This is a genomic window from uncultured Clostridium sp. (assembly GCF_937920395.1).
GTDB lineage: Bacteria > Bacillota > Clostridia > Clostridiales > Clostridiaceae > Clostridium_AD.
In genome coordinates, this window is record NZ_CALEVF010000268.1 from 1 (window position 1) to 11,417 (window position 11,417).

Here is an 11,417-nt window from a genome sequence, read left to right on the forward strand (position 1 = left end):
CCTCATTTAGTTCCAATGAATCGTGGAATATTATCAACTTGTTATGCAACACTTACGAAAGACATAACTCAGGAGGATATTATATCTTTATATAGAGATTTTTATAAGGATGAATATTTTGTGAAAATTATAGATGGATTACCTGAAACTAGATGGGTAAGAGGATCTAATATATGTCACATTGGAATTAGGGTGGATAAACGTACAAACAGAGTAATAATAATATCTGCTATAGATAATTTAGTTAAAGGTTCTGCAGGTCAAGCTGTGCAAAATATGAATATTATGTTTGGAATACCTGAAACTACTGGTCTTGAAATTATTGCTATGGCACCATAACTTTATTGTAATTATATTTAACAATTATCTTTAAAATATAACTTGTTATATACACATAAATATATATATAATGACATACAGAAATAATATGATATGGGGGTAGATACATGGACAAAATGTTCTTTGAAGTTAGAAAAGCTGTTACTAGCGACATTGAAGAAATAATGTTACTTGCAAAAAAATCGTTTAAATTGTATGCCGAGAATGCAGGGATTACGGGACTAGTAGCACCTTTTGAGGAATCGTATGAGGATGTATTAAAGGCGATAGAGACTACTAATGTTTTTGTAGCTCTATCTAATGAAGAAGTTATAGGTAGTGTACGAATTAAAGTTAAACCAGATCATAGTGCTTATTTAAGTAGATTTGGAGTTTCGTCACTACATCAAAATAATGGTATTGGCAAAATATTAATGAATGCAGTCGATATTGCAATGATGGAGCAAGGGGTTACCAGTTTATATCTCCATACTGCATCTAGAATGTTTTCACTTATAAGATTTTATTATGGAAGATGTTTTTATATAGAATCAACAAATGATGACCGTGGTTATATTAGAGCATTATTATGCAAAGAATATGCTATAGCAAGACCAAAAGAATCCTTAGATAATATAATTTGCAATGAGAGAGTAGTTTAAAATGGAGTGAATACCGTAAGGATATTCACTCTTTTTTTTTATACATATTAATTTATATGTTTACAGATCAACCATAATGTAGTATCATGATAATAGTTCTCAAATGACTATCTATATTATATGAAAATGGAATATATTTTTTATTGATATAGTGATAATGAGTTTCAATATTAATAATAATATTTATGAGGAGTGATTATATGGAAAAGCTAGTAGGACTAGATAAAGTTGATTTAAAATCTAGGGTTAAGGTTGTGCAAATAGTACCAGGGAGTACAATACGAAGAAGAATTATGGATATGGGAATAACAATAGGTGTCCAGTTAGTTGTTGAAGGTAAAGCTCCTATGGGAGATCCTATAGAGATACAAGTTAGAGGATATAAACTAAGCCTTAGGAAAAATGAAGCAAAAGATATTATGGTGGAGATGATTTAACATCACCATTTTATATAGTTACTCCTAAATAAATAATAATGGAGGTCAAAATGACGAGTATGCCACTTAATTTTATTGGAATAGGGAAACTTGCAGAAATTAATTCAGTGCAAGGCGGAGAAGCACTACGCAAGAAAATTATGGAGATGGGCATGAGTACAGGGGCTATAATAAAAATCATGAAAAATGACAATGGCCCTTTAATCATAAGGGTAGGAGAGACGCGTTTAGTACTTGGACGAGGTATGGCACAGAAAGTTATGGTAAGTGAAGTTTAAAAATAATAAGAAAATATGGGGGAATACATGAGTAACTTGAATAATGATGGTAAAGATTTAGTAATAGCACTAGCTGGTAATCCTAATTGTGGTAAAACCAGTATGTTTAATGAATTAACAGGTGCAAAACAGCATGTAGGTAACTGGCCTGGTGTTACAGTTGAGAAGAAAGAGGGTGACCTTAAATTTGAAGGCAGGAATTTAACAGTAGTAGATTTACCAGGCACCTATAGTCTTGGGGCATATTCTGAGGATGAAGTTGTAGCTTGTAATTTCATATTAAAAGACAAGCCTGATGTAGTTATTAATGTAATTGATTCTACTAATCTCGAAAGAAACCTATATCTTACAATGCAATTATTAGAAACAGGTGCTAAGGTTATTTTAGCACTTAATATGGCAGATGAAGCTAAGAAAAAAAATATACAAATAAATATTAAAGAATTATCAAAACAACTAAATTTAACTATTATACCTACAGTAGCTCCTAAAGGGGAAGGTATAAAGGAACTTATTAGGGAAGCTATAAAATTAAGTGAGCAAGATAAAAGTAGTGTATATAAAGTTGATTATGGTAAAGATATTGAAAAGGAAATTGGATCAATTAGGGAAGCTATGTCAGAAGTCGGGGCAACTCTTGAATATCCTACTGAATGGGCAGCACTTAGGCTTCTAGAAAATGATGAATACGTAATGAAATACATAAGCACTCAAAAGAATGGTGAAAAGATAAATAATAAAGTAGGAAAAAGTATAGAGAGATTAACATCAGTAATAGGTTATGAACCTGATACTTTTATAATTGATAAAAGATATGAAGCAATAAGTGATGCAACGAGAAAATGTGTTAAAAAAGAGGAAATTACAGGAGAAACTACATCTGATAAAATAGATAAGATTGTTACAAATAAATGGCTTGGTATTCCAATATTCGGACTTATAATGTTTCTTATGTATCAAATTTCAATAAGTTTTGGTAATGGATTTTTAGGTGGAATACTTGGCGATGGTATGGATGCATTAGGACAATTTTTAGGAAGTACATTAACGAATATTGGTGCACCTAAACTTTTAATATCATTTGTAACAGATGGCCTTATAGGTGGCGTTGGATCAGTACTTGTATTTATGCCAATGATTCTTACTATGTATTTTCTTATGTCTTTACTTGAAGATAGTGGTTATATGTCAAGAGCGGCATATGTAATGGACAAACTTATGAGTTCAGTAGGACTTCACGGTAAAACTGCTATTGCTCTAATATTAAGCAGTGGATGTGCAGTGTCTGGAATAATGTCTACAAGAACTATAGAAAGTAAAAAAGACAGAATGATAGCTATTCTAATTAGTCCGTTTATGTCATGTCCAGCAAGACTTGTGGTTTATGGAGTGTTTGTTGCTGCATTCTTTTCGGATAAAAAAATCGGCATTATTAATGAAGGCGGATTAATAATATTTTTACTTTATGTTTTAGGAATTGTAGTTGCTATACTAATGGGTAAATTTTATAGTGATAAAGTATTTAAAGGAGACACCTCTTATTTTATAATGGAATTACCTCCATATCGTTTACCAACAGCTAAAAGTATATTTGTTCATATGTGGGAAAAGTCACAACATTTTTTAACAAGAGCAGGTACAATTATTTTAGGAGTAGTTGTGATTGTTTGGGCACTTTCAAACTTACCATATGGAGTTGAGGCAGGAAGTCAACACAGTTTACTTGGTATAGTAGGAACATTTATAGCTCCAGTATTTGCACCAGCAGGTTTTGGAAATTGGCAGTCAGGAGTAGCACTTATTACTGGCTTTGCAGCTAAGGAAGCAGTAATAGGAACACTTGGAACTATATATGGGGTAGCTAATGGACCACATCTTATAGGAGCTATTCAACATGCGTTTACACCACTTACTGCACTTTCATTTATGGTAATGACTCTTCTTTATGTACCTTGCGTTGCAACTATAGGAACTATTAAGAAGGAAACTAACTCAACGAAATGGGCTGTAGTATCAGCAGTTGTGAGTTGCCTTATTGGATGGGTAGGAGCAGTTTTAGTATTCCAAATAGGAAGTCTTTTAGGATTTAAATAATAATATGCTGATAATGAAAATCAATGTCATGATTGTAATATATATTAGGGAGGTGAACTTATGTTCATATTACTCATAGGTGGAGATAAACTCGGCAATATTACTCAGAAACTAATGCAGAATGGTTTTAATGATATAGAACACATAACAGGTAGAAAAAAAGATGCTAAAAATTTTAGATTGCCAGGTCACATAGATTTGGTCATGGTTCTTATAGATTTCGTAGGACATCAATTAACAAAAATTGTTAAAGAAGAATCAAGAAGATCTAATGTGAAAGTTGTATATTCAAAACGTTCATGGATACACATGGAAAAGAAAATACAAGAATGTGCAAAGGAACTTGGGTGTAGTCCGCAAAGGGTTATTTAAATGTAAAATAAGAAATAAAACATATGGATTTATATAGAATAGATTTATATAGAATAAATATATATGTGATGGAGGAATGTAGAATGTTAATGAAGGTACTTAAAAGATTAGCGCAGGGCGATCGGTATTCTAATAAGATAATGGCTAGAGAACTTGGAATCGATGAGGGAATGGTTGAGCAAATGTTAATGCAACTTGAGAGGAAAGGATACATTGTAAGGGAAGAGATGGCATCCTGTGCTGGTTCATGTGATTGTGGAAGTGGTCCTAAAAAGGCAAGTTGTTGTAGCTCGAAAAGCAATATAATAATGTGGAAGATTACAAGTAAAGGCAATGAAGCAGCATTAAGAGTAGCTAAATAAAGAATAGCTAACTAAAGGAGTAAAAAACAAACATGAGGATGTTTGTTTTTTACTCCTTTATACTTTGAATGAATAAAAGCAGCTTTTGTATTTAATATTTAAGATAAAAATAAAAGGTTATACAGTATAATATGTAAAAAAATATAGTATTAAACAAAAAATGTGATATTATAGAAATGATAGTAAAAATAATAGTTAAATTGGGTATAAAATCAAAAAAAAGGATGGATGAAATGAATAGGGAATTCTATTACTACTGCTAACACTAATTAAGAAAAGGAGATAAAATATGGAAAAGACACTGAATAAAGGAAAGATGTGGAAGTTTAAAAACTCACTATATATAATATTTGCTTTTTTTTCATTAGCAGGTATTTCATTTCTTTACATAGGAAATAAGACACATAATAAGGAATGGAAAAAACGTGGCTTTTTATATTTAATAGCTATTATTATACCTGGTGTAAATATTATAGCTTATTTTCGAGGAATAGTAAGTATTGTGAAAACAAAAAAAGAATACTTAATCCGTCTGAGCATTGAATCATCTCTTGTAGTAGATGCAGAGTTACTAGATATATTAAGTGTTCTGAAAGCAAGGAAAGAATATTTAATTCGCGTGGAAATCGAATCTTATCTTGGAGTAGATGTTGATGAAGATAGAGAGGTAAGAGATAAGATATATCAGGATTATGGTTTTATTGATTCTGAAACTAAGAAGAGTGCACAGAAGCAGAAAGTTACAGAAAAACCTGTAGAAACTCTATCAGAAAATGAATATGTAAGGAAGTTGCAAGGGTTTAGTTGGAAAATTTTAAAATCTGAGACAAGAAAACAGTTAGAAGAAATTGAACTTATTTGTAGTAAAATTTTTGAATATGTGGAAAAACATCCAGAATCAGAGTATAAACATAAGCCTCTTATTAATTATTATTTACCGGAACTTTTTACACAGATGGACAAGTATATTGAATTACAGAAAAACGTCAACTTAAATATACCAAATATTAATACAAGTATGAATAAAATTGAAAGTTTGCTGCCAATGATTAAGGATGCTTCTAATAAAATATATAATCAACTTTTTACTGATAGTTTATTAGATATATCTACTGATATTGAAGTGTTAAAAAAACAGTTAACTCAAAATGGTTTGGCAGATTCAGATACAATTTCTATGTATTCTTAAAAAAAAAACTAGAGGAGCAAAATAGATATGAGTAATGAAAATAATAATGGTTTACCAGAAATAATTCTAAATCTTGAAAATACAGATTCAAAGAACTTGTCTGATGTATCAGACTTTAAGCAACAAACAAATCAGGAATACCAACAGCAACAAACAAATCAAGGATACCCAGAGCAACAAATGAATCAAGGATACCCACAACAACAGATGAACCAAGGGTACCCACAACAACAAATGAATCAAGGGTACCCAGAGCAACAAATGAACCAGGGGTACCCACAACAACAGATGAACCAGGGGTACCCACAGCAACAAATGAATCAGGGATATCCACAACAACAAATGAACCAGGGGTATCCAAATCAACAAATGAACCAGGGTTACCCACAACAACAGATGAACCAGGGATATCCACAACAGCAAATGAATCAAGGGTATCAACAACAACAACAATCTGATCCTTCATTAACTAATATCGACACTAATCCTGAGGGTATTATTTTATCTGAGAATGAAAAAAGACAAATATATGATTTGTCTAGAAAAATTAATCTAAGAGATACCCAGTCAATTTTACAATATGCATCTGGAGTTCAAAAAAAGAACTCGGATTTTGCAGATTCATCATTAAGTAGATATAAAATAAAGGATACTGGAGAAACTGGAGATGTGCTTTTAAAACTTTCGACAACATTAAAGGGGTTTACTGCTAATTCTGAACCTAAAAAAGGATTTTTTGGTCTTATTAAAAAAGGTTCTGATCAAATATCTACTTTAAAGAGTAGATATTCTTCTGTTGAAGAAACAATAAATAAAATCACAGATGATTTAGAAAAACATAAAATACAACTTCTAAAAGATATTTCTATGTTAGATAAAATGTATGAAATCAATTTACTAAACTTTAAGGAACTTACAATGTATATAATGGCAGGGAAACAAAAACTAATGGAAACTGAAAATATAGATCTTAAAGCACTTAGACAAAAGGCTGACCAAAGCAAATTACAACAAGATATACAAGCTGCTAGAGATTATCAAGATATGTGCAATAGATTTGATAAAAAACTTCATGATTTAGAATTATCAAAAGCTGTATCTATGCAGTTAGCACCACAAATTCGTATGGTGCAAAACAATGATGCCGTATTGGTGGATAAAGTTCAAAGCTCAATAGTAAATACAATACCTCTTTGGAAGAATCAAATGGTATTAGCACTTGGTCTTGCAAATTCACAAAAGGCATTAAAGGCTCAAAAAGCTGTATCAGATGTAACAAATGAGTTGTTAAAGAAAAATGCAGATATACTAAAGATAAATTCTGTAGAAGTAGCAAAAGAAAATGAACGTGGCATTATTGATATTGAAACAATTAAGTATACTAACGACCAACTTATTTCAACAATAGATGAAGTTTTACAAATTCAAGAAGATGGAAAACAACGACGACGTGTTGCTGAAGCTGAACTTGTACAAATTCAAAGTGACTTAAAAAATAAATTACTATCTGCAAAAAACTAACTTGAATATTAAATCAAAAACCAAGCATAATTATGCTTGGTTTTTACTCTTTTATACTTTGAATTTTATGAATAAACATCAGAAAGTTCAACTCTTATATTTTGATCTTTACCACGTACTTCATTATTGTATATTTTATTTTCTATACATACTTTTCTAGAAGGAAGGCTAACGGTAAATGTGCTTCCCTTGCCATACTGACTCTTGACTGTTATAGTTCCACTGTGCAATTCTACAATAGATTTAACTAAACTTAGGCCAATACCCGTTCCTTCTGCATTTCTTGATAAAGATTTGTCTACTTGCTTAAATCTATCAAATATCATATCTAAGTTCTTTTTTTCAATTCCAATACCAGTGTCTTTCACTGATATTTCAACAAATTCATTTTTGTCATTAACAGTTACTAATATCTCATCTCCGGCATCTGAAAACTTTATTGCATTTGATATAAGATTTAATATTACTCTTTCTAATTTTTCTTGGTCACAAGCAATTATTTTTTCTTCTGTATTAGTATCAAATATAAGGTTTAATCCTTTGCTTTGCGTGAAATTAGTTACAGACATTACTATATATTCTACAAATTCAACTATATTACTATTTGATAGGTTAAGTTTAAAGAAACCCGATTCTATTTTTGACAAATCAACTATATTATTAATCATTTTAGATAATCTATAGGTATTTTGTTTGATTGAATTTATATATTTAATAACTGAATCCTTATTTTTATCAAGTGAGCCACCGTCACAATACACATTAAATAACTGAGCTGTTGCAAATATAACATTTAGTGGTGTCTTAAGTTCGTGGGATATATTAACAAGAAATTCTCTTTGTGATTTTAATGCTTTTCTCATAATTTCTTCATGTGCCTTTGAATCCTTTTGCTCTTTGATTATTTTTTTTTGTGCTTCTATATTCTGGCTTTTAAGAACCCGTTTAGTAACTTCAACTGTGGTATGAAATATGTATTTTATCTTACCGTTATAAAATATAGGCATTTGACTAGAATCCCAATAAGTTTTACGTTTTGCTATATTATCAAATTCGAATTCTTTTATATAACTCGCCTTTTGAGAAGTAAGAACTGAATTACAAATAACTTCACCTGCTGATCCAATAAAACTAGGTATAATTTCATTTATTGGTTTACCTATACTATTTTCTTCTTTATTATATTTAGAGTATGAAGAATCTAGATATTTTTGATTTACTCTAAGTAATATTAAATCGGGTACGCTATAAATAGCAACACCTGATATGTTATCAATAAACATTTGTTCAATGAAAATTAGTTTGTCATTAAGTCTGGAATTTGTTTTTTCAACGAAAGTGTATAACTCACTATTTGTCTCAGAGATATGGGATATTGAGATATCCACTTCTAGTGCGTTAAGAAATTTTGTAAATATATATCCTGAGTTTTTATTGTTTGTTTTATCTTCTAAAGATTGTAAATCAAATTTCAACATGGTTCCTACTTCTTTAATTGATTTACCAACTAGTTCACTCCAAGTATACTCTGTGAAATTAAGGAATTCGTTATTAACATCGGTTATAATGTCAGTACACGAATACAGAAATGGTATCATTATTTTTTCACTATAAGTATGTGTCATAAACACCAACCGCCCCTTCGTTCTTAAATATATGGTATCACATTTTGTAAGAGAATACTATATTCTAGACAGTATTTATACGATTTATATAATTACATAGTATTTTAAAAAACATTATTGTCATAATATTACATTGAATACATAAATGTGATATAATTACAATTAATTAATATATTTTACATGATTTTATTTTACTACTATAAAATACATATTGAAGGAGGCTTTTTTAATGAAACTAGATAAAGCAGGAGGCAAATTCCTTGATGAGTTTAGAAAACTATTTGCCAATCGTCACATGTGGCTAACCATTGGTAGTGTATTATTGGTGATTGTTATAACTGGTACAGGAGGTTATTATATTTCACAAAACAAACTAAATAAGCAGGGTAGTCCTAAAAGTGTACAAGCAGTTCAAATTAAAGCACAGTTAGATAGTAAGGCGGTTGTAATAAAACAAAATCATAGTACCCAAAAAATAAGTGATGAAGAACTAGTAGTATATAACACGATGCATAAAATGATAAATACTAAAATTGTAGCAGAAGATGGAAAGATATGGGGAGAGGTAGAGATAACTCAAGATAAATGTAACCGATTAATTAATGACATTTCAAAAAGTGGATATCTCGACAAGGTAGAACTTTTACAGTTTCTTAATCGTTGGAAAAACAAAGACTTTAAAAATGGAGTAGGGGAACACAATTACTTGTGGGATGGACTTGATGGAACCCTAGGAAAAGCAAAATCTCTTAGACAATAATAAAAAAAGACACGATATATTTTAAAAATATATCACGTCTTTATTATTTTAGTCAATTAAGTGTTTTGATCTTAAAAAGTCTTCGGCAACTGTTTTAGATTGAGCACCATTATCTACCTTTAGTGTCATAGCTCGCATTTCATCATCAGTAATTTTACCATCTAAGACAGACAATACACCTTTTAATTCAGGGTATTTTTTCAATGTATCTGCGTTTATTAATGGAACTGCATAATATGGTGGGAAGAAAGCTTTATCATCTTTTAAAAGTTTTAAATCAAACTTTTTAAGTAACCCATCAGTGGTGAATGCATCTATTACTTGGGTTTCATTATTTTGAAGTGCTGTATATCTAAGTCCACCATCGATACCTTTTACACTTTTGAATTTTAGATTATATTTTTTCTGAAGCCCAAGATAACCATCTGGTCTATTAGCAAAATCCATAGTAACTCCAGCAGTTACTGTTGGACTTATTTTAGCTAAATCAGATATAGTTTCTAAGTTGTACTTTTTCGCAAAATCTTTTTTTACGGCCATTACGTAAGTATTGTTAAATCCTATTGGTTTTAGCATTTCTATACCATATTTTTTAGCTAGTGCTGCTTTTCCAGTATTGTAAACTTTTGTTGGATCGCTCATAGTAGGTTGTTTTAGCATATTTACAAGAACGGTACCAGTATACTCTACATATAAATCAACATCTTTTGATTTTAGGGCACTAAATACTACATTAGTTCCACCTAAATTCAATTTTCTTTCAACTTTGTATTTTGTTTTAGCTTCAATTAATGAGGAGACCATATCTCCGAGTATTATTTGTTCATTAAAGTTTTTAGATCCTACTACTATCTTGTTTTTATCACTAAAAAAACTTGTAGCTACTGTTGATAATATAACTAAAAGCACAAGGCCTGAAGCTATAAGTTTGAATTTTTTACTTCCAAATAAACCTTTGCGTTTAGAAGTTTTACTATGAGTAACTTTTATTCCCTCAGGAACTACGATGTCTTCTATCTTGCCTAGTACAAAATCTAATATAATAGCAAGTATACAAGCAGGGATAGCTCCAGCAAGAATCATGTTATTATCGACAGTTTGAACACCCGAGAAGACTAAGTATCCAAGGCCGCCAGCTCCTATGAAAGCAGCTATGGTCATTAGTCCAACAGCTGTAACTGAAGATATTCTAATACCTGACATGATAATTGGCATAGCTAGGGGGAAACGAACTTTTAGAAGCACTTGGGTATTAGTAAGTCCCATACCATCGGCAGCTTCAATAAGTGCAGGGCTGACATTTGTTAGTCCTGTAAATGTATTTTTTACAATTGGTAGAAGAGAATACATAACTACCATTATAATTGCAGGTTTACTTCCAATACCAAGTATTGGTATTAAAAATCCAAGCAATGCAAGACTAGGTATAGATTGTATTACATTTGTAACACCAATTACAGGAACCGAAAGTTTTCTATATCTAACTATAAGTATACCAAGTGGTATAGCAATTATTATAGCAATAACAATTGAGAATAAAGTTAGTTGAATATGTTGCAGGAATAAATCCATTATTTGAGTTTTTCTTTCTACTAAAAAATTAAAAAAAGAAGTTAAATTACTCATTAACATCTACCTCCATATCTATGAATTGATTACTTAATATAGATAAAAGGCTGCTCTTTGTAAGAAGGCCTGCTAGTTTATGGTTATCATCAACTACTGGAACAAAATTTATGTCTTTCTTTTTTATAACCTCTAATATATTTATTATTGAATCTTCTTGATTTACGGTTATA

Annotated in this window: 13 protein-coding genes; 10 read left to right on the top strand and 3 right to left on the bottom strand. The window is 30.6% G+C overall.

The features are described 5' to 3' along the window. The 9 genes from Q0649_RS17065 to Q0649_RS17105 all read left to right on the top strand — a co-directional run. The coding region (locus tag Q0649_RS17065; RefSeq protein ID WP_298844840.1) for an Asd/ArgC dimerization domain-containing protein at positions 1–339 on the top strand (339 nt) is incomplete at its 5' end. 107 nt (positions 340–446) lie between these two features. Continuing rightward, positions 447–980: a GNAT family N-acetyltransferase gene (locus tag Q0649_RS17070; protein WP_298844843.1), complete on the top strand. Its 534-nt coding sequence runs from the start codon at positions 447–449 to the stop codon at positions 978–980. A 200-nt stretch (positions 981–1,180) separates the two neighbouring features. Beyond that, positions 1,181–1,417, top strand: a complete 237-nt coding sequence (locus Q0649_RS17075; RefSeq protein WP_298844846.1) for a ferrous iron transport protein A — start codon at positions 1,181–1,183, stop codon at positions 1,415–1,417. A 50-nt stretch (positions 1,418–1,467) separates the two neighbouring features. Then, entirely contained in the window at positions 1,468–1,695 is a 228-nt protein-coding gene (locus Q0649_RS17080) for a FeoA domain-containing protein (RefSeq protein ID WP_298844848.1), read from the top strand. Between the two features lie 27 nt (positions 1,696–1,722). Continuing rightward, a complete protein-coding gene (feoB, locus tag Q0649_RS17085; RefSeq protein WP_298844850.1) occupies positions 1,723–3,789 on the top strand; it encodes a ferrous iron transport protein B in 2,067 nt (688 codons plus the stop codon). 60 nt (positions 3,790–3,849) lie between these two features. Further along, positions 3,850–4,161 (top strand): DUF2325 domain-containing protein, encoded by a 312-nt coding sequence (locus Q0649_RS17090; protein WP_298844852.1) that lies wholly within the window; start codon positions 3,850–3,852, stop codon positions 4,159–4,161. Between the two features lie 83 nt (positions 4,162–4,244). Continuing rightward, positions 4,245–4,523 carry a FeoC-like transcriptional regulator gene (locus tag Q0649_RS17095; protein WP_298844854.1) on the top strand — a complete coding sequence of 93 codons (279 nt, stop codon included), beginning with the start codon at positions 4,245–4,247 and terminating at the stop codon, positions 4,521–4,523. 289 nt (positions 4,524–4,812) lie between these two features. Next, positions 4,813–5,712 carry a 5-bromo-4-chloroindolyl phosphate hydrolysis family protein gene (locus Q0649_RS17100; protein ID WP_298844856.1) on the top strand — a complete coding sequence of 300 codons (900 nt, stop codon included), beginning with the start codon at positions 4,813–4,815 and terminating at the stop codon, positions 5,710–5,712. A gap of 27 nt (positions 5,713–5,739) precedes the next feature. Next, a complete protein-coding gene (locus Q0649_RS17105; protein WP_298844858.1) occupies positions 5,740–7,233 on the top strand; it encodes a toxic anion resistance protein in 1,494 nt (497 codons plus the stop codon). Between the two features lie 65 nt (positions 7,234–7,298). Here Q0649_RS17105 and Q0649_RS17110 read toward each other — a convergent pair whose 3' ends face one another. Next, on the bottom strand, positions 7,299–8,858 hold the full coding sequence (locus tag Q0649_RS17110) for a HAMP domain-containing sensor histidine kinase (protein ID WP_298844860.1): 1,560 nt from the start codon (positions 8,856–8,858) through the stop codon (positions 7,299–7,301). A 229-nt stretch (positions 8,859–9,087) separates the two neighbouring features. Here Q0649_RS17110 and Q0649_RS17115 point away from each other — a divergent pair, with 229 nt between their 5' ends. Next, complete coding sequence (locus tag Q0649_RS17115) at positions 9,088–9,618, top strand: DUF6241 domain-containing protein (RefSeq protein ID WP_298844862.1); 531 nt, start codon at positions 9,088–9,090, stop codon at positions 9,616–9,618. Between the two features lie 48 nt (positions 9,619–9,666). Here Q0649_RS17115 and Q0649_RS17120 read toward each other — a convergent pair whose 3' ends face one another. Further along, positions 9,667–11,244, bottom strand: a complete 1,578-nt coding sequence (locus tag Q0649_RS17120; protein WP_298844863.1) for a glycine betaine ABC transporter substrate-binding protein — start codon at positions 11,242–11,244, stop codon at positions 9,667–9,669. Further along, positions 11,237–11,417 (bottom strand): CBS domain-containing protein (locus Q0649_RS17125; protein ID WP_298844864.1); only part of this gene is annotated, 181 nt, incomplete at its 5' end. The genes Q0649_RS17125 and Q0649_RS17120, both read right to left, overlap by 8 nt.

Bases quoted from the DNA above. Each gene is read 5' to 3' on its own strand.
- Q0649_RS17075 (WP_298844846.1), top strand. From the start codon at position 1,181: ATGGAAAAGCTAGTAGGACTAGATAAAGTTGATTTAAAATCTAGGGTT.
- feoB (WP_298844850.1), top strand. From the start codon at position 1,723: ATGAGTAACTTGAATAATGATGGTAAAGATTTAGTAATAGCACTAGCT.
- Q0649_RS17105 (WP_298844858.1), top strand. From the start codon at position 5,740: ATGAGTAATGAAAATAATAATGGTTTACCAGAAATAATTCTAAATCTT.
- Q0649_RS17120 (WP_298844863.1), bottom strand. From the start codon at position 11,244: ATGAGTAATTTAACTTCTTTTTTTAATTTTTTAGTAGAAAGAAAAACT.
- Q0649_RS17100 (WP_298844856.1), top strand. From the start codon at position 4,813: ATGGAAAAGACACTGAATAAAGGAAAGATGTGGAAGTTTAAAAACTCA.
- Q0649_RS17095 (WP_298844854.1), top strand. From the start codon at position 4,245: ATGTTAATGAAGGTACTTAAAAGATTAGCGCAGGGCGATCGGTATTCT.
- Q0649_RS17090 (WP_298844852.1), top strand. From the start codon at position 3,850: ATGTTCATATTACTCATAGGTGGAGATAAACTCGGCAATATTACTCAG.
- Q0649_RS17080 (WP_298844848.1), top strand. From the start codon at position 1,468: ATGACGAGTATGCCACTTAATTTTATTGGAATAGGGAAACTTGCAGAA.
- Q0649_RS17070 (WP_298844843.1), top strand. From the start codon at position 447: ATGGACAAAATGTTCTTTGAAGTTAGAAAAGCTGTTACTAGCGACATT.
- Q0649_RS17110 (WP_298844860.1), bottom strand. From the start codon at position 8,858: ATGACACATACTTATAGTGAAAAAATAATGATACCATTTCTGTATTCG.
- Q0649_RS17115 (WP_298844862.1), top strand. From the start codon at position 9,088: ATGAAACTAGATAAAGCAGGAGGCAAATTCCTTGATGAGTTTAGAAAA.